This window comes from Pseudomonas sp. Wu6, from assembly GCF_019891515.1.
In the GTDB taxonomy this organism is placed as follows: Bacteria; Pseudomonadota; Gammaproteobacteria; order Pseudomonadales; family Pseudomonadaceae; genus Aquipseudomonas; species Aquipseudomonas orientalis_A.
Genome location: NZ_JAFLXH010000037.1, coordinates 36,171 through 62,113, shown reverse-complemented (window position 1 = coordinate 62,113; position 25,943 = coordinate 36,171). Strand labels below are relative to the sequence as shown.

Annotated in this window: 20 protein-coding genes; 6 read left to right on the top strand and 14 right to left on the bottom strand. The window is 61.3% G+C overall.

Annotated elements, in window-relative coordinates:
* Positions 1-187 precede the first annotated feature (187 nt).
* The 3 genes from J1G34_RS22090 to J1G34_RS22080 all read right to left on the bottom strand — a co-directional run bounded on the left by J1G34_RS22090 (position 188) and on the right by J1G34_RS22080 (position 3,280).
* On the bottom strand, positions 188-907 hold the full coding sequence (locus J1G34_RS22090; protein WP_222994635.1) for a hypothetical protein: 720 nt from the start codon (positions 905-907) through the stop codon (positions 188-190).
* Between the two features lie 83 nt (positions 908-990).
* The gene (locus tag J1G34_RS22085) at positions 991-1,722 is read right to left on the bottom strand and encodes a BPL-N domain-containing protein (protein WP_065895502.1); all 732 of its coding nucleotides are present in this window, start codon (positions 1,720-1,722) and stop codon (positions 991-993) included.
* A 103-nt stretch (positions 1,723-1,825) separates the two neighbouring features.
* Positions 1,826-3,280: an MFS transporter gene (locus J1G34_RS22080; RefSeq protein ID WP_065895501.1), complete on the bottom strand. Its 1,455-nt coding sequence runs from the start codon at positions 3,278-3,280 to the stop codon at positions 1,826-1,828.
* A gap of 131 nt (positions 3,281-3,411) precedes the next feature.
* Here J1G34_RS22080 and J1G34_RS22075 point away from each other — a divergent pair, with 131 nt between their 5' ends.
* A complete protein-coding gene (locus J1G34_RS22075) occupies positions 3,412-5,178 on the top strand; it encodes a S8/S53 family peptidase (protein WP_222994634.1) in 1,767 nt (588 codons plus the stop codon).
* Between the two features lie 68 nt (positions 5,179-5,246).
* Here the strand turns inward: J1G34_RS22075 and gbdR are convergent, their stop codons facing one another.
* From gbdR to J1G34_RS22030, 9 genes are all read right to left on the bottom strand, one after another.
* Positions 5,247-6,332, bottom strand: a complete 1,086-nt coding sequence (gene gbdR, locus J1G34_RS22070; protein WP_222994633.1) for a choline metabolism transcriptional regulator GbdR — start codon at positions 6,330-6,332, stop codon at positions 5,247-5,249.
* 21 nt (positions 6,333-6,353) lie between these two features.
* Positions 6,354-7,760 (bottom strand): amino acid permease, encoded by a 1,407-nt coding sequence (locus tag J1G34_RS22065; RefSeq protein ID WP_104503802.1) that lies wholly within the window; start codon positions 7,758-7,760, stop codon positions 6,354-6,356.
* Positions 7,761-7,912: 152 nt separating this feature from the next.
* Complete coding sequence (locus J1G34_RS22060; RefSeq protein WP_139113400.1) at positions 7,913-10,477, bottom strand: hypothetical protein; 2,565 nt, start codon at positions 10,475-10,477, stop codon at positions 7,913-7,915.
* A 49-nt stretch (positions 10,478-10,526) separates the two neighbouring features.
* Positions 10,527-10,928, bottom strand: coding sequence for an InvB/SpaK family type III secretion system chaperone (locus tag J1G34_RS22055; protein WP_065884205.1), 402 nt, complete (start codon positions 10,926-10,928; stop codon positions 10,527-10,529).
* Positions 10,929-11,087: 159 nt separating this feature from the next.
* Positions 11,088-12,821, bottom strand: a complete 1,734-nt coding sequence (locus J1G34_RS22050) for an OPT family oligopeptide transporter (protein ID WP_222994632.1) — start codon at positions 12,819-12,821, stop codon at positions 11,088-11,090.
* Between the two features lie 573 nt (positions 12,822-13,394).
* Positions 13,395-14,021, bottom strand: a complete 627-nt coding sequence (locus tag J1G34_RS22045) for a glutathione S-transferase family protein (protein ID WP_122462042.1) — start codon at positions 14,019-14,021, stop codon at positions 13,395-13,397.
* Positions 14,022-14,088: 67 nt separating this feature from the next.
* Positions 14,089-16,146, bottom strand: coding sequence for a methyl-accepting chemotaxis protein (locus J1G34_RS22040; protein ID WP_065895495.1), 2,058 nt, complete (start codon positions 16,144-16,146; stop codon positions 14,089-14,091).
* A 261-nt stretch (positions 16,147-16,407) separates the two neighbouring features.
* Positions 16,408-17,103, bottom strand: a complete 696-nt coding sequence (locus J1G34_RS22035; RefSeq protein WP_122562091.1) for a tRNA (adenine(22)-N(1))-methyltransferase — start codon at positions 17,101-17,103, stop codon at positions 16,408-16,410.
* A gap of 13 nt (positions 17,104-17,116) precedes the next feature.
* Positions 17,117-17,827, bottom strand: a complete 711-nt coding sequence (locus J1G34_RS22030) for a FadR/GntR family transcriptional regulator (RefSeq protein WP_130138896.1) — start codon at positions 17,825-17,827, stop codon at positions 17,117-17,119.
* A gap of 327 nt (positions 17,828-18,154) precedes the next feature.
* Between J1G34_RS22030 and J1G34_RS22025 the strand changes: the two genes are divergently transcribed.
* The 3 genes from J1G34_RS22025 (at position 18,155) to J1G34_RS22015 (ending at position 22,593) form a co-directional block, all read left to right on the top strand.
* Entirely contained in the window at positions 18,155-19,516 is a 1,362-nt protein-coding gene (locus J1G34_RS22025) for an MFS transporter (protein ID WP_222994631.1), read from the top strand.
* 19 nt (positions 19,517-19,535) lie between these two features.
* Positions 19,536-20,861: a glucarate dehydratase gene (gene gudD / locus J1G34_RS22020; RefSeq protein WP_222994630.1), complete on the top strand. Its 1,326-nt coding sequence runs from the start codon at positions 19,536-19,538 to the stop codon at positions 20,859-20,861.
* 355 nt (positions 20,862-21,216) lie between these two features.
* Positions 21,217-22,593 (top strand): hypothetical protein, encoded by a 1,377-nt coding sequence (locus J1G34_RS22015; protein WP_222994629.1) that lies wholly within the window; start codon positions 21,217-21,219, stop codon positions 22,591-22,593.
* Between the two features lie 178 nt (positions 22,594-22,771).
* Here J1G34_RS22015 and J1G34_RS22010 read toward each other — a convergent pair whose 3' ends face one another.
* The gene (locus J1G34_RS22010) at positions 22,772-23,128 is read right to left on the bottom strand and encodes an addiction module antidote protein (protein ID WP_065883237.1); all 357 of its coding nucleotides are present in this window, start codon (positions 23,126-23,128) and stop codon (positions 22,772-22,774) included.
* A 1-nt stretch (position 23,129) separates the two neighbouring features.
* Positions 23,130-23,432, bottom strand: coding sequence for a type II toxin-antitoxin system RelE/ParE family toxin (locus tag J1G34_RS22005; RefSeq protein WP_065936397.1), 303 nt, complete (start codon positions 23,430-23,432; stop codon positions 23,130-23,132).
* Positions 23,433-24,130: 698 nt separating this feature from the next.
* On the opposite strand from J1G34_RS22005, the gene J1G34_RS22000 reads away from it, so the two are divergent.
* The gene (locus tag J1G34_RS22000; protein WP_222994628.1) at positions 24,131-24,742 is read left to right on the top strand and encodes a DapH/DapD/GlmU-related protein; all 612 of its coding nucleotides are present in this window, start codon (positions 24,131-24,133) and stop codon (positions 24,740-24,742) included.
* 100 nt (positions 24,743-24,842) lie between these two features.
* Positions 24,843-25,871: an alpha/beta hydrolase family protein gene (locus J1G34_RS21995; RefSeq protein ID WP_222994627.1), complete on the top strand. Its 1,029-nt coding sequence runs from the start codon at positions 24,843-24,845 to the stop codon at positions 25,869-25,871.
* Positions 25,872-25,943 lie beyond the last annotated feature (72 nt).

Here is a 25,943-nt window from a genome sequence, read left to right as displayed (position 1 = left end):
CCTACAGAGGGTGGTGTTCGCTTAACTGACTGGCATTAGCCATAGGGCTGTTCAGATAAAGCGCGTGGTACTTGAACTGATCTCGAATAGTTTCACACCACCCGCGCTGCGCCCTTAAGTCGTCAACCTCAAGAACTTCCTCCGCCGAGAAAATCAAATAAGCGACATAGTTTTCGTACTGACGATCTCAGTCCTGAAGACTCCACCCACGCCGCTCATACATCGCCCTCTCCGTCTCCTCCGTCGCCCGCTCCCCCTTGTACGCCAACTGGGTCACCAAAAACCGGTCCTTGATATCCGTCAGATCCGACGGGTCATAGGTTCTGAGCATCGGCGCCAGGTCGATGGATTTGGCGAAGTTTTCGTTGGTCACGCTGTAGTAGCCCATGACACTGCCGGACCAGGGCGAGCCCGCGTCCGTCATGTCGATGGTGGCGTCGCGGTAGGCCACGGCGGCAGTTTTCAGCTCAGCGGAGCCGTTGAGCAGAACGGTGAGGCGTTTGATGTTCGCTTCGCCCAGCTGACCGGCCTTGTCGAGCACTTTCAGGCGGCCGTCGGCTTCGACGGTAAAGCCGTAATCGGTTGCGGCCAGGTCAGGTGCGGTGCTGGCCAACGTTGATTCGAATGCGGTGAAGGCGCTTTTCAGTACGGCTTGTGCACCATTGAAGCGCTCGGCAAAGCGAGGAAACTCAGGCGATTCGGAGCGGCCGACCCAGACGTCTATGACCTGCACGGGTTCGCGCAGGGTTTGGGCGGCTTCGCTGGGATGGTAGACGGCCGCCGGGCCGGCGTTTGCCAAGGCCTGGCCGGCGGCCTCGGACGGCGCCTGGGGCGTGAGTGTCTGCTCGGAAGGCGCAAGACGCGTATTGGCTGGGGCTAAATGGGCAGCGCTGACGGAAAGTGCCATTTCTATCGGTCCATGATTGGCGGGTTCATGGAGGTTATCGACCTAAAGGGCTCGATCTTTAGGCGCGCTCGGGCCAGCAAGCCTTACTCTTGCACACTGCGTATCAGCGTGCCGAACAGGTTCCCACGCGGCATCTTGTCCAGTGGGATGTCGGCGTCCTCGAACCAGGCCTGCCCGGCTTCGGGGTGGGGTCCGCTGAGCACCACCACGCCCTTTTTATAGGTGTAACGCGCGGCCGCCACGTCGCCGTTCTGGTAAGTCGCCAGGGTGGTATAGGCAGAGGTCGAGGTGGCCTTGGGGAAGTACGGGCCATCCTGGTAGAACACCGTATCCGGCTTGCCGTCCCAGGTGACGCGCACGGCGGCGTCTTCGATGCCGCTCACTTCGAAGCCTGGCCGGCCTGCTTCGCTGTCGAGGTCCTGGGTAATCAAGCCGAGGTTGTTGTCATCGGCCAGGTAAGCGCCCATGCACAACCCCAGGTAGCGCCCGCCCCCGGCGACGTAATCGCGGATGGCATCGGCGCGCGCATCGCCCAGGCTGTCCAGCGCGGCCGGGATGTCCTGGCCGCCCCCCGGTTGAACGTAGAGGTCGTAGCGCGCGAGGGTTTGCGGGGTGATGTCGACCGGTTCATCGGCGCCGACAAAATCGATCTGGTAATGCGGGTCCAGGCGCAGCAGCGCCGCTTTGACGTTTTGCGAACAGTCGGCACAGCCTGCCGGGCCTCGATAGATCGCCACATGGGTGATCGGCGTGGCGGCGTGCGCCTGGGCGGCAGCGAAAACGAGAAGCGTGGCGGCGATAGCGTGCAGGTTCATGGGAATGCGCTCTGTAGCAGATGGGATTCGCGTACCACAGCCTAAATCGAATAGCCCGCGAAAACCGTTAACAGTTGTAAACAACCACCGTTGAAATGCCCCCTTACCCAGCCGCCTGCGACAACGGCCGCGCCACCTGTTCCAGGGCCTTGCGCTCAGCCGCCACGCCCCAGATCGCCTGCACCACCGCTGCGATGAGCATCAGCGCCGCGCCGATCAGGTAGCCGATCAACAGGCTGCTTCGCTGCTGCGTCTGGATCAACTCGCCAAACAACGTCGGCCCGATGATCCCGCCCAGCCCCGTGCCGAACGCGTAGAACACGGCAATCGCCAGCGCGCGTATCTCCAGGGGGAAGGTCTCCGCCACGGTCAGGTACGCCGAACTCGCTGCGGCCGAGGCGAAGAAGAAAATCACCATCCAGGCGATGGCTTGCTCGGTCACGTCGAACCAGCCTTGCTGGAAGGCATAGCCGCTGAGCGCCAGCAACACGCCGGAGGTGGCGTAGGTAAAGCTGATCATCACGCGCCGACCGATCACGTCGAACAGCCGGCCGAGCAGCAGCGGCCCGCAGAAGTTGCCGAGGGCAAGGGGCAGCACGTACCAGCCGACGTGCTCGGCGGGCACCTGGTAGAAGTCGGTGAGCACCAGCGCGTAGGTGAAAAAGATCGCGTTGTAGAAAAATGCCTGGGCGGTGAGCAGGGTCATGCCGACCAGGGCGCGACGACGATAGCTGACGAACAGGGTGTGGAAAATTTCCGCCAATGGCGTGTGGTCGCGGGCATGCAGGCGCAGCGGCGGACTGCTGACGGGTGCCAGCGCATGACCCTGCTCGCGCAGGCGCGCCTCGATGCCGTCGACAATGCGCTGTGCTTCGGCGTGGCGGCCGTGGATCAGCAACCAGCGCGGGCTCTCCGGCAACCACAGGCGCATCACCAGGATAACCAGGCCCAACGCGGCACCGATGCCGAAGCACAGGCGCCAGCCGAGGTCGCCGCCGACGATCTGCGGGTCGAGCAGCACGATGGCGCCGCCGGCACCGAGGGCGGCGCCCAGCCAGAAGGTGCCGTTGATGGTCAGGTCGACCCAGCCGCGATAGCGTGCCGGGGTGAATTCCTGGATGGTCGAGTTGATCGCCGTGTATTCGCCGCCGATGCCCATGCCGGTGAGGAAGCGGAACAGCAGAAAGCTTTCCAGGTTGAAGGAAAACGCCGTGGCGGCGGTGGCGCCCACATAGAGCCACAGGGTGATGAAGAACAGTTTGCGCCGGCCCAGGCGGTCAGTGAGCCAACCGAACAGCAGCGCACCCAGCACCGCGCCGGCGATGTAGACGCCACCGGCGAGGCCGATGTCAACGTTACTGAAATTCAAGCCCGTGCTGCTTTTCAGCGCACCGGACACTGAACCGGCCAGGGTCACTTCAAGACCGTCGAGCAGCCAGGTAATGCCCAGGGCGAACACCAGCAAAGTGTGGAAGCGGCCCCAGGGCAGGCGGTCCAGGCGTGCGGGCAGGTCGGTTTCGAACAGCGCGCCAGGGGTGGTGGAGTGTGGTTGGGTCATTGTCACATCCGTCATGTGCAGTCCCTCGTCAGTTATGAGTGAGTCTTTTGAGGGGGAGTTCAACGGGGTTACGCTGAACGAAGGGGCGGATGGCGCAGTCGCACTATCAGGCCCCGGCAAGGAACCCACTGATGCCTCTGAACCCTGCTGCTTTCGCACTGCTGTTGAGCCTGGCCGCCGGTACGGCGCTCGCCTCCCAGGAACCGCTGCGTCTGGAACAGCTGAAACGCTGCGGTGACCTGCTGGAAGACCAACAGCAGGACTGGTGCCTGCGCGTGCGCGGCATGGGCGATGCCACCGCGCAGTTGAAACTGGGCGGCGAGGTGCTGCCGCAGGACGCCGTGCAGCGCGACGGCGACCACCTGCGCCTGCGCCTGGACAGCCGCCGCTACCAGAGCGGCCCGCTGTGGCTCGAAGACGGCCCGCGCGCCAGCAATGCCGCCTGGCTGAGCCTGCGCAACAGCCAGGTAGTGGCCGCCGGGCCCAGCGAAGTGGCGAAGAACATGGACGGCCTGACCACCTATGTCGATCTGGTCAGCGTACTGATCGAAGAAGACCAGGATGGCCGCCAGGAAGCCGAGCGCCTGGCGCGCAAATACGGGGCGACGGTGGTGGGCAGTATCGCGCCGCTGAACGTTTTTCAACTGCGCCTGCCCGCCACCGACCTGATCCAGCGCGACGCCCTGGTGCTGCGCCTGGGCAGCGAGACCAGCGTCGATGCGGTGGTCATCGAAGAGTCCGCCGCCGAAGAAGCCGAGCACGCCGCCCCTCGCCGTGAGGCGCCGAAGAAGCCGGCGCCCGACTCCGATGAATGGGCCGCCAACCGCTTTCTCGATGCGGTGGCCTATTACCAGCGACGCATCCCGGGCCAGCACACGCCCATCGTGCCGCAACCGGTGCGCATCGGGGTGATCGAGCGCGGGGTGGATTTCGACACGGCGGATTTCGCTGACTACCTGGGCGCCTGCGCGCCCCGACGCACCTGCGTCTACGCGGGCGATACGGGTTCGGCGGACAGCCATGGCACCACCGTCGCCGGCATCCTCGCAGCAGGCTGGAACAACGGCGGCAATACCGGCTTTTTGCGTGGCCTGGACAAGGCCGGCGGGGGCTTTGAGGTGATTGTCGAGCGCAACTCCGATGCCGGAATCACCGCCAACATCGCCGCATCAGTCAACCTCGTGGAGGACGGCGTGCGCGTGCTCAACTGGAGCTGGGGCGTTCATCGCGTCGGCACCAAGGACGTCAACGGCCATGACGTCGACTCGCTGGTGCGCTCGGGAATAGCCATGAGCGGCTACGAAGAACTGCTCGAAGAGTTTTTCCTGTGGCTGCGCAAGGAACACCCCGACGTGATCGTGGTGAACTCCGCCGGTAACGGTTCGGCCTTCTCGGGCAGCGACGAGTACCGCCTGCCCTCCTCCTTCGTCACCGAGCAATTGCTGGTGGTGGGTGGGCACCAGCGCAATGAGCGCGACGACGTTGCCGTCGATGATCCCGCCTACGCCGTCACGCGCAGCTCTTCGAACGTGGACATGCGCGTCGACATCACCGCCGCCGCCTGCGCTCACGCGTCAACAACGGGCGCCGACCAGGAAGGCGCCGTGCATTGCGGCACCTCCTACGCCACGCCGATGGTCGCTGGCCTGCTGGCGGCGATGCTGTCGATCAACCCGCAGCTGCAACCCGAACAGTTGCGCACGCTGTTGCGCCGCAGCGCCCTGGCGATCGGCGATAACCATGACTTCGAACGCAGCGACGCCCAGGACCTCACGGCACCGATCCTGCCGTCGGAGCGCAATTACCAGCTCAATGACAAGGATGTGGGGCGCTCGGCGCGGCTGGATATGCAAAAGGCGCTGGACCTGGCGGTGCAGAGTCGCACGCGGGTGCGGTAATGGCGAGCGGCGGCATAATCGATAGTTTGGCCGCCTGAGCCAGGGCTATCGCGCAGCAGCCCCCCACCTCAACGCCGCTGAAGCTTCACACTGGCAAACGTCGATTCTTCCCTTGCCTGCTCCAGTATGTTCTTGGGTTTGGCCGGCGCCCCCGGCTTGGCCACAGGGCGCGGCGCAATCGGCAGGCGCAGGCGCATGTCCGAGCGTTCGTCACTGGGCGCCACGCCGAAGAAGTCCCGATAGCACTTGGAAAAGTGCGGCGTGGACACAAAGCCGCAGATCGCCGCAAGCTCCACCATCGAGATAGGGGTCTGCATGAGTAACTGGCGAGCCCGGGTCAGGCGAAGCTTGAGGTAGTAGCGCGACGGCGTGCAGTACAGGTAGCGCTGGAACATGCGCTCCAGCTGGCGCCGCGATACCTGGACGAACGCGGCCAGTTCATCCAGGTCGATGGGTTCTTCCAGGTTGGCTTCCATCAAGGCCACCACTTCCTGCAGCTTGGGCTGTTGCGTGCCCAGCAGATGCTTGAGCGGCACGCGCTGGGTGTCGCGCTCGTTGCGGATGCGCTCGTACACAAACATCTGCGAAATCGCCGCCGACAGTTCATGCCCGTGATCGCGCCCGATCAGGTGCAGCATCATGTCCAACGGCGCGGTGCCGCCCGAACTGGTGAAGCGGTTGCCATCGAGGGAGAAGACGCTGGCGCTGACCGTGACACGGGGAAAGGCTTCCTGCATGGAGGCCATCAGTTCCCAATGCACGCTGCACTGGAAACCATCAAGCAAGCCCGCCCTGGCCAGCGCCCAACTGCCGGTGCACACCGCGCCGAGGCGGTTGCAGTACAGACGCGCCTGGTTGCGCAACCAGGTGATATGCGCGGCTGTGGCGGCCTGTTGGATGCCCACGCCGCCACACACGATCACGGCGTCCAGGTCGCGCTGTTCATGCGCCACCGCATCCGGTGTGACCGACACGCCATCGCTCGCCCACACCGGTTCACCGTTAAGGCTGAGGGTGCGCCAGCGATAGAGTTCCTCACCGGCCAGTTGATTGGCCATGCGCAAGGGCTCGACCGCACAGGACAGCGATATCAGGGTGAATTGGTCCAGCAGCAAAAAGCCGAGGGTCTTGCAGGCAGGCGCGTCAGGTTCCATCACAGTACTCCGCACGCGTGATCAAGAGGGCTCAACCACAATGGCCTTGGCCGACTGCCCGTGCTGACGCGCCGTGACCACGCCGATCAAGGAGATCAGCAAGGCCAGGCCAATCGTTGAGGACACTTCCGTGCGGTGTTCCGGTGTCACCATCATCACGGCCAATGCTGCGCAGATGAACACGATCACCAGGTAAGTCAGCCAGGGAAACAGCCACATACGAAAGGCCAGCTCGACGTTCTGCCTGAGCAGCATCCGCCGCATGCGCAGTTGCGAGATGGCGATGACCAGGTACACCAGCAACGCGATGGCACCGGAGCTGGCGAGCAGAAACTGGAACAGACCGGCGGGCATGAAGTAGCTCAGCAGCGTCACCCCTGCGCCGATGATGGTGCTGGCAATCACCGCCGCCCTGGGCACGCCCGCGGCTGAGGTGCGTTTAAGCGCCGCAGGCGCGTCGCCGCGTTTACCCAGGGAGAACAGCATGCGCGAGGAGATGTAGATCGAGGAGTTCATGCAACTGGCAACGGCGATCAACACCACCACGTCGACCATGAATTTGGCGTTGGGGACGTTCATCAATTCCAGCGCGCGCTGATAGGAACCCACGGACGCCAGCAACGGGTCATTCCAGGGCACCACGGAGATAACGACGAAGATCGACAGCAGGTAAAACACACCGATGCGCCAAATCACCGAGCGTGTCGCCCTGGCGATGTTCTGCGCCGGATTACTCGATTCGGCCGCGGCGATGGTCACCGCCTCCGTACCGATAAAACTGAACATGATGGTAATAAACGCCCCGACCACCGCCGACAAACCGTTAGGCGCAAAACCACCGTGCTCCTCCATCAACCGACTCAAGCCACTGGCTTGGTGATCAGGCACCCAGCCCATCAGCACGCTGAATCCCAGGCCGATAAACCCGATAATGGCGATCACCTTGGCCATCGCGAACCAGAACTCGAACTCACCATATTTGGCCACGCTGAACAGGTTGGTGATCACCAGCAGGATGATCGACAGCAAGGCGAACAGCCACGCATCGACCTGGGGAAACCACTGATTGAGTACATAACCGGCAGCCAGCGCCTCGATCGGAATCACCAACACCCAGAACCACCAATACAACCAGCCGATGGTGAAGCCCGCCCAACGGCCGATGGCCTGGTCGGCGTAAGTAGAAAAGGAACCGGTGTCGGGACGCGCCACCGCCATTTCTCCGAGCATGCGCATCACCAGCACCACCAGCAGGCCGGAGAACAGATACGCCAGCAACACCGCCGGCCCCGCCGCCGCGATGGCATGGCCGGAACCGACAAATAACCCCGCGCCGATGATGCCTGCGATGGACAACATGGTGACGTGGCGCGGCTTGAAACCCTGCGCCAACTGACCGTTGGAATCGTTGGAATTTAGGCTATTCATTGTTTTTGTTGTTCTCGGGCGACCAATACCCCTCACCTTAAGGGTGCTGCGCCGGGCCAAAGTAGCCTGAGTACGCCATCGTCGTGTCTGATCTCGTCATTTGTCGATCGGTTGCGGCGGCTGGCGAGCCGGCGCCTGCAACCGACCGCTCCTCAGGTTGCGGTACCGGCCTTGAATAATTCGCTCATGAGTTCGGTGGCCGCTCCGTGCCCGAAGACATGCGCGGAGTCACGCTGGGAGGGGTCCAGTGTGCCTTCGCCTCTGATGCTCTGCCCGGTATAAACCAACGTTCCCTCAAGCACTTCGACTGCGCTGTGATAACCCAAGCCGACCAAAAACGCGCCGGTCCCAGCCGCACGCGCATAACGCTGCTCCTGCTCGGCCGGCGTCAAATCCGACATAGGCGTGAGCCCGCTACCGTCCCGAGCGGGCAGCGCGCCCACGTATTGATCGCTCGCGCTCACCCCGCGCAGCATGTCCCAGGTCTGCAAAATTTCGGCCGGCGAGGCTGACATATGCCCGACAAGCGGCTCGGTAGTTTCCTTGATGCGGGCCGTACCGATATCGAAAACCGCCCAGCGATTATCAGGAATACGCTCGGATGCCGGCACATTGAGCGCTTTATCCGCCTCCAGCCCGCTGTTGTGCACGCCTGCCCGAAAAGGCATGTGGGCAGGCGAATCGAACGAACGGACTTTTCGTTCAGCGCGCTTATCCGGGCCTACCGCCGCAGAGCCGCCGTGCTCGCGCATGCGCTGGACGGCGGCGGCATCCGGCACTTGCAGCCCCTGTGCCTGGAGCTGCCGGTTGAGCGCCGTCATCAGTCCCTGGTCCGCGTTGCCGGGGGTGGTGTAAAACCCGCCGATATCGCCCATCAATGCGATGGCCACCGCTCTATCGGTGGCGCTTGCCGATCCGCTGCCGGCGCGCGCCAATGCTGCCAGCAAGTCATCCGTTGTCTTCCCCGCCAACAGCCTGCCTTCCCCCAATAAATGAGCGCCCAACGTGCCCTGATGCTGCGGGCTCAGGTTCGAGACCACACGGTGCAAGACGCTGGCGGCACCGGCCAGCTCTTGAGTCAAGACGTCGCCGGGCTTGTAGAGCACGTTTCGCGCCGCGACAGTCTGTGCCAACGCCAACGCTTTGGTGGTCGCCTGAGCGGACTGGCCCGCCGGGTTGCCATGGGTGATGTGCTGATGCACGGCATCCTTGGCCTTGAGCACCTCATTGAAGACCCCGGCGTCCCTGGCGGCGTTTTCCAGGGCGCTGTCATTCATGAAAAGCCTATCGCCGATGTGCTCGAAGCCGGGCCTTCCCGGGAACGTTTCAAGCAATTTGCCGCGTACAGCCGGATGGGCCAGCGCATATGAAATTTCATCCATCGAATGCCCGCCATCCACGTAAATGAACAGCGCGGATTGAATGGCCAAATAGGCTTCAAGGTCGTCCGGCCGGGTATTGGCATGCACATCCTTGCAGGCACGCACCGCCCCCTGTTCGATCACAATCGAACCCGACGGCCCGTTAACGTAAGTCCCCGTGCCTTTTTCAAACAAAGCCTTCACATAAGAACCCGGCTTGGATGCATCCGGATGCTCGGGATCCTGCATCTCAAGCCTGTCGGGGCAACGGGTGCTGGCGCCGGCCAGCAACTGGCTCCGGTAATCGCTTTCATATTTGATATTGAACGGCTCATTCAGGCGCAAGTCCCGGGGGGTCGCATCGATATTTCGCAAAATACCGACGTTATGACTGTCTGCCTGCCGGAACAAATTACCTTCTCGGGCGTTGAGTTCAATACGGCCTTTTCCGGGTGCCTTGATGGGATCAAATACACTGTCCCAATGGCCCGCAGGGAGTTTTGCCGCGACATCCGGCTCATTCCTCAGCGCGTAACTTAAATAACGGTGTTTGTAGATATCAAACAAGGCCGTCCTGGCCTCGGGCGAGATATTCAAGGTCTCCAGGGTTTTCTCGGCACGCGTATAGAACCCCTGGAGTTGATCCAAACCCTCGATGCTCGTGTCGAAACGCTGGTTCTTCCAAGCCGCCTCGTATTTCTCGAACAACGGCGCAGACACGTAGTTGTCCTTGATGTAATTGACCTGATTGTTTGAGATAGCGACAAAGGTTTTATAGGTGTCCGGCGAACGGAAATAATCTTGCAGGGCATGCTTGGCATAGTAACTTTCGAACGCGCGCCGCACCGGGTCGTTGACCATTTTCAGCCTCATCGAACCGTCGGCTGCGTGCGGCGAGCCGTTGGCGACCAGCTTGGTCAGCTCGGCTCTACGCTGCTCCGGATCGATAAGGCCGCGCAGTCGGGTAAGGATCTTCTGGGTTTCGGTTTCAGCCGGCCCCGCGATCCTGAACCTGTTCAAGCCCAGGCTCAGCGCGCCATCCTTGATGGACGCCTTGCCCGGCGCGATACGATCCTGGGAGTGTTTTTCAACGATATCACTGTCAATCACGGCGTTATAAATAGCACCGTTCCTGATTTGCGCGACCTGCGGGCCGCCGTACAGAAAACTGACCGGGCGCTCTTGCCCGTCGGCTTTGAGCGTGACCGTAGGCAGGGCGTTGGAAGTGACTTCAATAGGTTTGTTTTTTATGGAGTCGAAGTTCTTCACAAACTCGACATTCTTCAATACCCGGTTACCAGCGTTGGCCTGCAATTGGGCCGCAGCACTGGAGCCGTTATCATTATTGATCAGCATAGTGGTTGCCTCTACCTTTGAATAAGGCGGCGAGCGTCGTTGCGACGGTTTATTTGAAAATGCTGTGCAGCGATGTCATCAGGTTGAAAAAACCATCCAACGCAATCTGCAATGTTTTGGCCGACCCCGTGCACGCGTCGTCCAGCAGGGCTTTGACTTCGTAACCGCGCAGACCTTTGCCCAACACCGGCTGGCCGGTCACCACCGATGGCAATGCGTGTTGCAGTGAAAGCAGCAGTTTTTCCGCATGGATATTCAGCGTGGCGCTGTTCAGATTTTTCAACTCACTCCACATCCACACCCCATGACGGTCGGCAGTGAGCATGATCGGGCTGATGGTTTTAAAGTTAAGCGCGATCGAGGAGTGGCGATCAAAGGAGCCGAGGCGTTCCTGGGGTACGCCAAGGTCCAATAAAGTTTCGCGGAGTATTTTCGCAATATCAGAACTCACGGCCTATCCCCTCAGCGTAAGCAGCCTTGCTTCTGGAGTTATAACTGGCGTCCCTGAGTTACCCGTTGGCGCCCTGCTCAGCGAATGTGAGAGAGGCGAGAGATGAGTGGCGGCCGTCCACGAACAGTTCCATTGGGCAATAGCTGCGCGATTTGCCTATCAGCCCGCCTGCACCATCATTTGCCACAAGGAAGCCCCAACGCCGGTGATGCTTTCGCCGGCAATAAGCCCGGCCGCCGCGGTAATCGCAAAACGTTCGGTAAGACGTGGCCGACGACAGCTGACCAACCAGGTCAGCACCGCTCCCAAAGCCATCATCAGCGAAATGGACGCCGGCAGTACAAACGCCAATCCCAGGGCGGCGGCGCTGGGCAGGTAGCGCGCGCGATGCGCAGACAAGGTGCTGTCGAGCACACCCAGCAACACGCCGATCAAGCCTGCGATGGCGATGGCCCAGCGAATGCTCGGCGATAACGAGTCCAGCCCGTGGGTCAGGGTTTGCGCCACGGCTTTCCAGGTGGCGACGGCCGGGGCCGGCCATTGTTCGGTGAGGAGCATGGTGTGTGGGTCGGGAATCAGCGCCAGGTAGGCGAATACGCCGACGATACTGCCGACAAAAATCCCCAGGATCTGCGCGATCACTTGCTTGTGAGGCGTGGCGCCAATCGCCTTGCCGACCTTGAAATCATTCATCAAGTCCGTGCACTGCCCGGCCGAACCGCCGGCCGTGTTGGCGCTCATCAGGTTGATCGGCACCTGCCCCGGCGCGACGATGCCGAAGCTCAGCTGGGACAATTGCCCAATTGCGCCAATCGGCGGAATGCCGGTGGCGCCCACCACCCGCGCGGCCACGGCGGCCAGGCAGATGGCCAGGGGGATGGTGAGCAGCGCCATCCACGGGTTGATGCCGAACAACAACGCCTGCAGGCTCACGACCAGGATGATCGCCAGGGCAAACCCGGCAGCCGGGCCCCGTTTCGGCAGGGTCCAGGGCGTGCCGCCGTCCGCGCGGGTGGTTCGGTGCAATGCCCACAAGCGAATCGCCAGGGACGCCAGGGTAGAACAGACCATCAGGCTCACGCCGGGCCACAGCAGCCACTCCACCAGCGCGGCGAATTGCGGGCCGCTGCTGCCCGGCGCAACGTGCACCAGCCCCTGCGCCAACAGCCAGGGCCCCAGCCCGCCCCAGGCCAGCAAGGCGCCGAGCAACAAGGTCAGGCCCACGCGCAGGCCGATGATGCCACCAAAGCCGAGCAGCAACAGCGACGGGTCTGTGGTAAACGTCAGGCGTTCCAACTGGGCCGTCGGCGACCAACGCGGCAACGCCCACAGGAAGGTATCCACCCACTTGACCAACCCCGACAGCAACGCCGCGCCGAGCAGCACTTTCAAGCGCGTCGCCGCTTCGCGACCGTGGTTGTAGATATGCAGCAGGGTCTCCAGGGTGGCCATGCCTTCGGGAAACTTCAACGCCTTGTCGTTGAGCAACGAGGGCCGCAGGTACCACGCGATCCAGATCCCCAGGAAGCTCACGGAAAACACCCAGGCGATCATCGGGATCGCCTCCAGTTGATTGCCCGTAAGCAAGGTGTAAGCCGGGATGGGCGCGACCAGCCCACCGGAAATGATCGACGCCGCGGCCGAAGCGACGGTCTGGTTGATATTGCTTTCGTGCAGCGTCCACGGCAATGGCGCAGCAGAGCGTTTGGCCAGGCCCTGCCAGATCGCGTAGCCGATCAGCAACGCGATGATCGACATGTTGAACGACCAGCCGATCTTGAGGCCGGCGTACACATTGGACGGCGTGAGCAGGATACCGAGCAGGATCCCGGTGATGACCGCGCGCAGGCTGAGTTCACGTTCTACGGGAGTGATTGCCGAGGTGGGGTGCATGCAGATTCCTTTCGACGAAAAACAGTGCCACCTCATAAGTGAGCGCTGAAAGGCTCGAAGGTTCATCGATGCGGCTTGCCTCGATAGCCATAGCTAGCTACACAACGCTGTAGCCCCCCGCTAACCACGATGCGAAGCGAGCCGCTCTTGATCTGGCTTTTGATCTTGATCTCAGGCGCCCCGTTAAACCACGCTGGCCGAACGCAGGCTTGAATCCGTGGGTAACCCGGCAGGACGCCGGGTTAGCCGCACTGGGCCATGGATGGCCCATTGCGGCGGCCCACGGATTCAAGCCGGAGAGAGGGCACACCGAGCCTAGGCGAGGTGCCGAGTGGTGGGGCAAGAGCGTTTTGCTTACTTTTGCGCTTTTCAAAAGTGAGCCGCTGTAAAAGCGGAACCTATAGCAGCCGTTACCGCAGAAACGGATATGTACTCGGTCTGATCCGGCATCCTGGTCGGCCCAGAGGCCGCCATCGGGGGCAAGCCCCCTCCCACATTTGGACCGAGGTGTATCAGCTGGATAACCGTTGGCTGACAGGCGCCATCGGGAGCAAGCCCCCTCCCACACTGAATTCATTTAGCAAACGCGTACTCGCCGCCCTGCTCCACCGCCTTGCGATAAGCCGGCCGCTGCTGAAGCCCGTCCACCCACGCCGCAAGGTTCGGATACGCCTGCAACTTGCCCTGGGCCTTGGCGATCTCGCCGATAAAGCTCATCTGAATGTCCGCCCCCGTCAGTTCGTCACCCACCAGATACGGCGTTTGCCCAAGCACGTCATTGAGGTAACCAAGGTAGTTGGCCAACTCCGATTCAATGCGCGGGTGCAGCGGCGCGCCGGCTTCACCCAGGCGCCCGACGTAGAGGTTGAGCATCAGCGGCAGCATGGCCGAGCCTTCGGCAAAATGCAGCCATTGCACATAATCATCGTAGGTGGCGCTGGCCGGATCGGGTTGCAGTCGTCCCTTGCCGTGACGACGAATCAGGTAGTCAATAATGGCCGCCGACTCAATCAATACGCGGGCTCCGTCCTCGATCACCGGCGATTTGCCCAAGGGATGAATCGCCTTGAGCTCGGGTGGCGCGAGGTTGGTTTTCGGGTCGCGTTGGTAGCGCTTGATTTGGTAAGGCAGGCCCAACTCCTCCAGCAGCCAGAGGATGCGCTGGGAGCGGGAATTGTTGAGGTGATGGACGGTAATCATAGGGAAGCAGCTCCATTGGGGTTAAGGAGAAGACTACAACACGGCGATGGAGTGCCCTGAATGGACCTCATCCCAATCGAAACCGCGCCGTGTTGTCGCTCAACGCCCGGCTGCCCTGGCTCAGGCTGTCGGCAGCCTGATTGACCGCCCGCGCGCCGTCGAGCAGACGCCCGGCCGCTTGGTCGACCTGCTGGATATTGCCGCTCACTTCGTCCGCCGTCGCAGCCTGTTCTTCCACGGCGGCGGCGATGTGCGCCAAGGTGTCGGTGACGTGCTGCACCGCACCGGCAATTTCTCCCAGGCGCGTGCCCAGGCCGGTGACGGATTCGGCATCGGTGAGCGCCTGCTCGCACGCGGCGCCCATCAGGCTGACGGCCTGGCTGACCGTGGCGCGCAGGCTGTCCACCGTGCCGGCGATCTGCGCGGTGGACGCCTGGGTGCGTTGCGACAGGCTGCGTACCTCATCGGCAACCACTGCAAACCCTCGGCCTTGCTCGCCGGCGCGGGCGGCTTCGATGGCGGCGTTAAGGGCCAGCAGGTTGGTCTGCTCGGCAATGCCGCGAATGGTGTCGACCACCGATTGAATCTGCTGGCCCTGCTGGCTGACCTGTTCCAGGGCATTGGCGGTGTCGCTCAGGCGCTGGTTGAGTTGCTGGATACTGGCCGTGGTGCGCTGGCTGTCGCGGCTGCTGTCTTCGGCGATACGGCGGGTGTGGCGGGCGCTGTCGGCCGCCTGTTCGCAGCTTTTGGCAACGCCCAGGGAGGTGGCGGCCAATTGGGTAGCGGCCGCGGCGATCTGGCTGATCTGGTGGCGCTGGTCTTCGACGTCGGTGAGGGTGCTGCCCGATTGCGCGCTGAGGGTCAGCACGGTGGCGCCCAGTTGCTCGGTCTCATGATTGACCCCGAGCAGGCTGGTGCGCAGTTGCACCACGGCCACATTGAGCGCGGTGCTGATGGCGGCGAGTTCGTCGCGCCCCTGCACCGCCACTTCGACGTGCAGGTTACCGTCACGCAGGGACTCGGCGAGCGTGGTGATGCCACTGGCGCTGCGACGGATCGAGGCTTGCAGGCAGATGAACAGGTACAGCGCCGCCAACGCCAACAGGCTGAACGTGGCCGCCACGGGAATGAAGTGCTGCAACGATCGCTCACGGTAGTACCCCAAGCGTGCATCGAGCGAATGCAGCGACTGGCTGCGCAGCGCACCCAACGCCGCGAGCATGGCGTCGACACTTTGATCGAATGCGGCGGTGTCGAGCTTGATGGTGCCGCCGAATACGCCGTCGTCGAGGGTTTTGAGTTCGCTGTCCAGGCGTTGCAGGCTGGCGTCGTATTGTTCGGTCCAGGGTTCAAGGCCGGGGTATTGCTTGGCCTTCAGCGCCGTGGCGGCCTTGACCAACTGGTCCCGCGCATCACCGATGCGGCCGCGCAGGTCACGCATCTGCAAGCGGCTTTGCAAGGTGAACTGGCCCGAGGCAATGGAGGATTGGCCAACGCTGGCCGTACGGCCGATACGCTCGATCAGGTCCGGTGTGTGCTGGCTGGAAATCTGCATCAGCAGATAGGTTTCCAGCCAGGGATCGAGGATCAGCCCGGCGTCCAGGGTGATCTGTTCGCGTAGCGATTGCATCGCGGTCAGGGCGGCGGTGAAACGGTCGTAGCCATCCGGCCACCAGCCGACGGTGCGCAGGGACTGGGTGTCCATGCCCTTGACCGCGGCCTGCAGCGTGTCGAAGCGCGCCTGGGTAGCGGCGCTGGCATGATGGGTCTTGAGGGCGTCCCCCAGGGTTTGCAGGCCTTGCTGAATCAGCGGGCTGCCCGCATCCACCCTGGCCATCGCGGCCTGGGCGGCAGGGGTCGGCGTATGCAGGATATCCAGGGCTTTCCAACGGGCGGCCAGATTGCGCTGGGCGCTCAGTTGCCCATCGAGCAGGTCCAGCGCCAACAGCTGGCGCACGCCGGACTGTTCGCTGGAAATCACCGCGAGTTTGTCGTGGTAGTCCTGGCCGATCATCCACAGGCTGCCGGCGAGCGGTAGCATGAACAGCAGGAACAGCACCTGGAACTTACGCGCGAAGCCGAACCGCCCGAGCAGACGGATACCGGGTGATAAAAATCTTTGCATGCCCTACACACTCCCCTGAACAACCCCATACTTCACAGCCGGGAATGACTAACGGCAAAATGCCATGTCATTGATTCTTCTGGCTCAAGCAAGATCTGGGCCGTGGGATACAAGCGTGACGACACGTGCCATGGCGCTAAGAAACCTTTGATCAGTGCGCGAAAATGGGGCGAAAGCACTCATTATCGGGCGCGCGCCTGTAACCGCCGGGGACACGGCGCGACGCGGGAGAGGTCGAACGCTGACAATCCCGAGCGATCTTCAGGTCAGCAGTTGAGTGATCCACTGAATTTCCCGGGCGATCCCGTGGACTTTCTCTTCCGGCACCGACTGCCTGGCTTTCTCGAAACTGGCCAAGGTCTTTTGTTTCTGCTGCAGCAAGCGCTGCCACTTCGCCACGAACGCGGGACTGCGCGCCAGCAACTGCAGCGGTCCGAAATACAGCTGTTGTTCGGTGTAGGACACAGGCCCGGTCGGTTCGGCGACGATGATTTCGTAGTAGAAGCGGTTCTCGTGCAGCAGCTCTTCGCCCACGATGCGGTAGCCGTTGTGCATCAACCAGTGGCGCAACGGATACTCGCCGCCATTGGGTTGCAGGACCAGGCGCTCCTGGCCATTCAACCGCGCCTTGCCGTTGTCGAGAATGTCACGAATGGTCTCGCCGCCCATGCCGCACAGACTGACGGCCGTGATGGCGTCGCCGGGCTCGATGGCCGCCAGACCGTCGGCCAGGCGCACGCTGATGCGCGCTTCAAGGCCGTTGTCGCGCACGGTGCGCCGGGCCGCATGAAAGGGCGTGGTTGCAGCCTCCCCCGCCACCGCGCCGGCAATCACGCCACGCCGCATCAGCGCCACCGGCAAGTAGCCATGGTCCGAGCCGATATCGGCCAGGCGCGCGCCGGCCGGCACGTGCGCCGCCACGCGCTCCAGGCGCAGGGACAATGTGTGTGGGTTCAACGCGGGTTCCTTTTCATTCGCCGGAAAAACGGTCGCGGCTATTGGTCAAATGCAGCACCATTGCCGCCCGCGCCGCATCCGGGTCCTGACGCTTGATTGCATTGAAGATCGCCTCATGCTCCAGGCTCGCCAGTTGACCCAGCTTGGCAAAATCCGCCCCGCCGCGCTCGTCAGCCTTGACCTGGGTGCGGGGGATCATCGCGGTGCCCAGGTGCTGCATGATTTCACTGAAAAACGTATTGCCGGTGGCTTCGGCGATCAGTTGGTGGAAGCGTTTGTCTTCTTCCACGCAGCTGTCGTTGTTGGCCAGGCAGGCCCGATAGTCGTCCAGCGCCTGGCGCATATGGGCCAGTTGCGCGTCGGTACGGCGCAACGCGGCCAACGCCACCGCCTGCACCTCCAGACCCAGGCGCAGTTCCAGCATGTTGCGCACGCTGGCGACGGTGTCGACGTGCAGGCGCAGGCCCTGCCGGGCGTGTTGCTCCAGCACGAACGTGCCGATGCCGTGCCGCGTCTCCACCAGCCCCGACGCCTGCAGCTTGGAGATGGCTTCGCGTACCACCGTGCGGCTCACCCCATGCTCAAGCACGATGGTGGATTCGGACGGCAGTTTTTCGCCCGGTTTGAGCTGGCCGAGCAGGATGCGCTGGGTCAGCGCGTCGACCACGCCCTGGGCCAGGTTGGTGGAGCGTCTGCGCACGGGAGGTGCGTTTTCAATGGGCATCGCTAAGGGTCCACGGGGTTGGGCTGGAGGGAGCTTAACATCCCGTTCACCGACGACGCCGAGTTGATTCAAAAGACAGTCAACTTGTATGACAACCAATCTGATAAACCTGTATCTCGCCCCGAACCATCCTGCGGACCGAACCGAGTTCCGCTGGTAGAAAACCCCTTATAGCACGGGTAAATAACCAAAATATCATTCCATAAGCGCCTTTATGAGAACAAATACTCATTGCGGCGCATTGCGATTTTCAAAAAACAACTTGTATGATGTCTGGCAACAAAACCCATAACCCGCATAAAAACAAATCAGGGGGCGTTTTCCATCGTGAACCATTCCAGCCATGCATCCGCTGCACCCGAAACCGACTCGGTGCTCACCCGCGCCGTGAGCAAAGTGAAGGGCCATGTGCTCCCGCTGTTCGTGGTCATGTTCATCCTCAACTACATCGACCGGGTCAATATCGGCTTCGTGCGTACGCACATGGAGCACGACCTGGGCATCGGCGCGGCGGCCTATGGCTTCGGCGCCGGGCTGTTCTTCATCGGCTACGCGCTGTTTGAAGTGCCGTCCAACATGCTGCTGCAAAAGGTCGGCGCACGCATCTGGCTGACCCGCATCATGTTCACCTGGGGCATCGTCGCCACGCTGATGGCGTTCATCCAGAACGAAACCCACTTCTACATCCTGCGTTTTTTGCTCGGCGTGGCTGAAGCGGGCTTCTTTCCCGGGGTGATCTACTACTTCACGCGCTGGTTGCCCGGGGTTGAGCGTGGCAAGGCCATTGCGATCTTTCTCAGCGGTTCTGCGGTGGCGTCATTGATCTCGGGCCCGCTGTCGGGTGCGCTGTTACAGATCGAAGGTTTCGGCTTGCACGGCTGGCAATGGATGTTCGCCATTGAAGGCCTGGCCTCGGTGGCGCTGGGCTTCTTTGTGTGGTTCTGGCTGGACTCCAAGCCCCATGACGCCCAGTGGCTGAGCCGCGAAGAACAGGACGCACTGGTTGCGGCCATCGATCAGGAACAGCGTGACCGCGAAGCCCTGACCACGGTCAAGCCGACCCTCGGCAAGCTGCTCAAGGACCGGCAGATCCTGCTGTTCTGCGTGTTGTATTTCTGCATCCAACTGACGATTTACGCAGCGACGTTCTGGCTGCCGAGCATCATCAAAAAGATGGGTGACCTGAGTGATATACAAGTCGGCTTCTTCAACTCGATTCCGTGGCTGATCTCGATCATCGCCATGTACGCCTTCGCAACGCTGTCCGGCAAGTTCAAGTTCCAGCAGGCGTGGGTCGCGGCAGCCTTGTTGATCGCAGCGGCCGGGATGTTCATGTCCACCACGGGCGGGCCGATCTTCGCGTTCGTGGCGATCTGCTTTGCGGCCATCGGTTTCAAATCTGCGTCTTCGTTGTTCTGGCCGATTCCCCAGGGCTACCTGGACGTGCGCATCGCCGCTGCAGTGATCGCGTTGATCAATTCCATCGGCAACCTGGGCGGCTTCGTCGCACCCACCACCTTTGGCTTTCTGGAGCAAACCACCGGCTCGATCCAGGGCGGGCTTTACGGCCTGGCCGGCACCTCGGTGCTCGCGGCCATCCTGGTGTTTTTCGCCAGGACCTCACCTTCCGCGGGGCTCATGTCGCCCGGCATTGCGCCCACCGCCAACGCCATCAGCAAACCTCTTTAAGCGTATTAAGGACCTTGCCATGAATACTCCCGTCATCACCCACTTGCACGTCATCCCGGTCGCCGGTCACGACAGCATGCTGCTGAATCTCAGCGGCGCCCACGGCCCTTACTTCACGCGCAATATCGTGATCCTCAAGGACAGCAGCGGCAACACCGGCGTAGGTGAAGTGCCCGGCGGCGAGCGCATCCGCGAAACCCTGGAGGACGCGCGCAGCCTGGTGATCGGCCAGCCGATCGGTCAGTACCAGCGCATCCTCAACCGGATGCGCAGCACCTTTGCCTCTCGCGACGCGGCCGGCCGTGGGCTGCAAACCTTCGACCTGCGCATCACCATTCACGCCGTAACCGCGATGGAGGCGGCGCTGCTCGACTTGCTCGGTCAGTTCCTCGAGGTGCCGGTGGCCGCTCTGCTGGGTGAGGGGCAGCAACGCGATGCGGTGAAGATGCTCGGTTACCTGTTCTACGTCGGTGACCGCACCGCCACGGACCTGGCCTACCGCAACGAAGCGGAATCCGACGACGACTGGTTGCGCCTGCGCCATGAAAAAGCCCTGACGGCCGACGCCGTGGTACGCCTGGCCGAAGCCGCCAAGGCCCGATACGGCTTCAACGACTTCAAGCTCAAAGGCGGCGTATTGAGTGGCGATGCCGAGATCGAAGCCGTCACCGCCCTGGCCGAGCGCTTCCCGGAGGCGCGCATCACCCTCGACCCGAACGGCGCCTGGTCACTCAAGGAAGCCATCCGTTTGTGCCGCGACCAGCATCACGTCCTGGCCTACGCCGAAGACCCCTGCGGCGCGGAAAACGGCTATTCGGGCCGCGAAGTCATGGCCGAATTCCGCCGCGCCACCGGCCTGAAAACCGCCACCAACATGATCGCCACCGACTGGCGCGAAATGGGTCACGCCATTCAGTTGCAATCGGTGGACATTCCCCTCGCCGACCCGCACTTCTGGACCATGCAAGGCTCGGTGCGCGTGGCGCAGATGTGCCATGAGTGGGGCCTGACCTGGGGCTCGCACTCCAACAACCACTTCGATATTTCCCTGGCCATGTTCACCCAGGTGGCGGCAGCGGCGCCGGGCGAAATCACCGCGATCGACACCCACTGGATCTGGCAGGACGGCCAACGCCTGACCCGGGAGCCGCTGAAGATCGAAGGCGGCTACGTGAAAGTGCCGGCCAAGCCTGGCCTCGGGGTGGATATCGACATGGATGCCGTGGCCAAGGCCCACGAGCTGTACAAAGGCATGGGCCTCGGCGCGCGGGATGACAGCGTGGCGATGCAGTTCCTGATGCCGGGATGGCGCTTCAACAACAAGCAGCCTTGCCTGGTGCGGTGAGACGGCTTTACGCAGGAGCGAGCGTGGTCGTTCATGCTCATCGATCGTTCCCACGCTCCGCGTGGGAATGCAGCCTGTGACGCTCTGCGTCACGACCTCAACAGCGGACGCAGAGCGTCCAGGACGGCATTCCCACGCAGAGCGTGGGAACGATCGAAGGCGCTCTAGTTAAGCGCTGATCTTCCAGCCAGTCGAAAGATCGCCATAGGGTTATAACGACCGTCATGACCGCTCGGCGATTTCTCCTCGAATAACTAAACCGGTCATTGGACTTGCCCCGCTTAATATTGCAGCGCTTGTGACTGTCAGCTATCGTCCAATAACGGCTTAACGCCATCTAAAAAAGGTAACCCCTATGAACAGAGTACGACGACTGGCTCTGGTCATGTTGATGGCGATACTTAGCAGTGCCTGTATGCCCCAAGGCCCCTATCGGGTAACGGCTGACCCTCTACCAGAACCAGACGGCCGACTCCCTCCCCTCAAAACGCTCGACGCCGGGAAAACCATGCAATGCGCAGCGTCAGACGAGCAAGATGAACGTTGTATTCACTTCGTTGAGTTTGACGAGTTTGGCAATTCATTCAGCAGAGGCCAATTGAGTTCCGCAGTGGATGCTGCTCGAGAAACAGCGCAGTCCGGCGGGAATATTGTTGTTTATATTCACGGATGGCATCACTCTTCCAGAGTCGGCGATAGTGACATTGATAAATTTCAACATCTGGTCTCCAAATTTAGCAATACCCGAAAGGTCCCTGGAAAAACAATGGGCATTTATATAGCCTGGCGTGGTGATTCTATCGACAAGCACACGCCGCTTGTTGGCTGGAGCAGCTACCTGCTTACATTCTGGGATAGAAAAGCTACAGCACATAACGTCGGAAGTGGCGGAGGCGTATCAGAACTTCTACGCAAACTATCCAATATCCGCGAGAGGAACTTCGACTCTCGCCTGATCGTTATGGGGCACAGCTTTGGCGGTGCCATTTTATATTCTTCCGTCTCACAGACGCTGGGCGACCAGATTCGCCGCGATGCCGACGGGGCCGACAGTTCAAAAGCCACATCGGTTGCCGATTTAACGCTTCTGGTTAATCCGGCGTTCGAAGCAATGCGCATAAAGCCGCTGTTCGACCTGGCGAGGTCATATGAGTACCAGGACCAAGACGTTGTCAGACCCAGTTTAGTGATCGTCACGACCGCTGCTGACTGGGCCACAAAAAGCGCTTTCTCATGGGGCAGAAATATCGGAACGCTCTTCCAATCGTACCCGGATGAATATTATCGCGCGCTGAACACTACAGCCGTGGGGCATTATGAGCCCTTTATCACTCATCAGTTGGTGGCGGCAAACTGCACGGCCTCCGAGTCCGATCCCCTTCCACTGGAGGCCATCAATAAACCGCCAAAAACCTTATGCATTCCCAGCACCGGAAGCAGCAACGCTTCGTCTTTGTTACTTACCCGCTGTGAGAAAGCCCATGATTGCGAACGCGTCATCGGGGATAACTATCTGGCACGCGGCCCTGTTGCCGAAGGTTTCATACCTTATCGATTTCCAATTGCAAATATTCGCACCGATGCCTCAGTGATGACGGGGCACGATGATATCTGGAACGATACGATGGCGAACTTTATTTATGAATTAATGCTGGTAATCGTTGAGCGACCAAATGCAATGCCAGCACCGGCCTACACTGAACCAGAAGAACCCCCACTCCCTATAATGTAACTGCACCTTATCTGAACCTGCCACAACGACAGAGAAGGCGCCGGCTCCATGCAAGGCTCGGTGCGCATGGCGCAAATATGCCATGAGTGGGGCCTGACCTGAGGCAGCCTGCCTGGTGCGGTGAAACGGCTTTATGCAGGAGCGAGCTTGCTCATTGCTGCCAATGGCGTGCCCGGCATTAAGGTCTGTGGGCCTTTTTGCTTACAATCGGCTGCACCGTCAGCTCCACCCCCAACGCCACCATCAACTTCTGGATCGTCTCATAGCGCGTCTTGGACCCGCCCTTAAGGGTTTTATAAAGACTTTCCCGATTAACCCCCGCCGCTTCGGCCACTTTGTTCACACCCTGGGCCTTGGCGACTTCAGCCAGTGCTTTCATAAGGATCTGCGGGTCTTGGGCCTTCATGCTCTGCGCAAGATAGGCACTGATGGTCTCCGGGCTGTCGAGAAAGCGCGAAGCTTCGTAAACGCGGGTACCGGATGTATCAAGGTCGAGGATTGGCATGTCCTCGGGTTTGAATGTCGATTCGCTCATTTCATCTACCTCTCAGGGCATCGAGGATTTCTTTTGCCCGTTTAATTGCTCTTTTTTGATCGGTTTTATCGCCGCCCCATAACATCAGGTAAGCGGCGATGCCCGTGCGTACAAAATAGATCCTGTAGCCTGGCCCGACAAAAACACGCATTTCGCTCAGGCCGTCGCCGACAGGGGCGCAATCGCCAAAATTGTTCTCTTCGGCTCGATCCAGACGCGCCAGCACCGCCGTTTTTCCGCAAATATCCTTCATGCCGTCGAGCCATGCATCGAACTCAGGCGTTCCGCCGATCGTATTGGTCACAGATTCACATGTAGCCTACTGGCTACTCCTTGTAGATGCCAGTGAATTTTTATTCCGTTGAGAACCGCAAGAAAAAATCCTAGACCAGCATCCGTGCAGGCAACCGGACGATACTATTAGCGCTTGTTTCGCTGCGCTCCCTCCAAACAATCCCGACCTGAAGCCCAATCAGGCGGCGCATCGCGATCGGGGCATAGGTATCTACACAACGTTGTAGCGCCCAACGCTAACCCGCTAACCACGATGCGCAGCGAGTCGCTCTTGATCTTGATCTGCTTTTGATCTTGATCTCAGGCGCCCCGTTAAACCACGCTGGCCGAACGCAGGCTTGAATCCGTGGGTAACCCGGCAGGACGCCGGGTTAGCCGCACTGGGCCATGGATGGCCCATTGCGGCGGCCCACGGATTCAAGCCTGCGTTCGGGCACACCGAGCCCAAGCGAGGTGCCGAGTGGTGGGGCAAGAGCCCTTTGGTTACTTTGGGGCTTTTCCAAAGTGACCCGCCGTCAGGGCGGAACCCTAAGTGGCCGTTACCTAAATAATGGATATGTACTCGGCCCAATCCAACATCCCGGCCAGCCCAAAGGCCGCCATCGGGGGCAAGCCCCCTCCCACATCGCGCGCCATTAGCCAAATCCGGGGCAGACCATTATAAGATATGGCCTGAGCCCGCCTTCTCACGCACCGGAAAAACTCTCCATGAAGCTCCCTGAGATCAGCACATTCATTGCGCAATGGCCCTCGCTTGACCTGGGCCCTATCGCCGCCTGGCGGGTGACTCAGGACTGCGAAAACCACGTCCTGACGTTGCTCTCACGCCTCGGCGCAGGCTACCGCCGTCACGCAAACTGCGCCATCCATGAAAGCGCCACCGTCGAAGAAGGCGCCGTGCTGAAGGGGCCGATCATCATCGGTGAAGGCTCGTTCGTCGCCGCAGGCGCCTACCTGCGTGGCGGCGTTTATCTGGGCAAACACTGCATCGTGGGCCCAAGCTGCGAACTGAAAAGCAGCTTCATGCTTGATGCAAGCAAGCTGGCGCATTTCAACTTTGTCGGCGATTCGGTGATCGGCGAAGGCGTCAATATTGAAGCCGGTGCAATCATCGCCAACTACCGTAACGAACTGGATGGCGCGCATATCAGAATCCGCTATGCCGATGCCGTCATTGAGACGGATGTGAACAAATTCGGCGCCCTGGTAGGCGATGGCTGCAAGATTGGCGCAAACGCAGTGATAGCTCCCGGCGCACTCTTGCAGCCCAACAGCCGTATCCCGCGCTTGGGGTTGATTGATCAGTTCGCCTACGACTAAGCAGCGGCAGCGCGGAACAGTGATCACGCCACTTGCGCGCTACCCAAACCGCCCGTTTCAGATCATGCTGCGCCTCTCACTTCAAGGACGATAGAAACCAGTGAAAATCACCCTCGCCGCCTTTCTCCTGATTGGTCTGATCACTCCCGCATTCGCCAACGACAACCCCATCGGTTTCAAAACCACCACCCTGCCCGACGCACGCAACCAGCGCGCGCTGGAAATGGCCGTCTGGTACCCCACGGCAATCAGGACCGCTCCCCGGTTGATCCGAGACGACGCGGTGTTCTTCGGCGCCCTCGCCGTGCCCGATGCGCCGCCGACCGGTGGTGAGCACCCGTTGGTGGTACTTTCCCACGGCTATCGCGGCAATTGGGGCAATCAGATGTGGCTGGCGAGTGCGCTGGCGCGGCAGGGTTATATTGTGGCGGCGGTGAATCATCCGGGCACCACCACCAAGGATCGCAGTGCAGACGCAGCGGCGCAGTTATGGCAACGGCCCAAAGACCTGAGCCGCGCCATCGATACGGTGCTTGCGCAGCCAACGCAATTTGGCGCGGTGGCGCAACACCGGATTGCGGCGGTGGGCCATTCTCTCGGTGGCTGGACGGTGCTGGAAATCGCCGGCGCGCGTTTCGATGCGGATCTGTTCGCCCGGGACTGCCTGGCCCATCCCAAGTTGGGCGGTTGCATCGGCTACGCGCAGATGAACCCTACCGGCGTTGCCGATGGCAAAGCCCAACTGGCCGCTGACTTGAGCGACAAGCGCGTCGCCGCCGTGGTGTCTTTGGACCTGGGCCTGTCGCGGGGCATGACCGATGCCAGCCTGGCCGCGCTGCCCGTGCCGGCGCTGGTGATTGCTGGAGGCGTGCCCTCGGAGGACATGGCTGTGGGGCTGGAGTCTGCCGACTTGGCCAGACGGCTGCCGAAAGCCTCCACGCAGTACGTAGAGATCAGCGACGCGAGCCACTTCAGCTTTATGGCGCAGTGCAAACCCGGCGCGGCGGCGATACTCGACGAGGATATGCCCGGTGACAGCATGATTTGCCGAGACGGCGAGGCCGGGCGGACCAGGGCGCAGATTCAGCAACAGGTGATCACGCTGATCAGCGCGTTCCTCGCGCATTGATCGGTGGCCTCCTCGGCAGGTAAACCTTTCAATCCACGGTTTTTTAGCTGGTATCATTCGCGCCTTTACCTG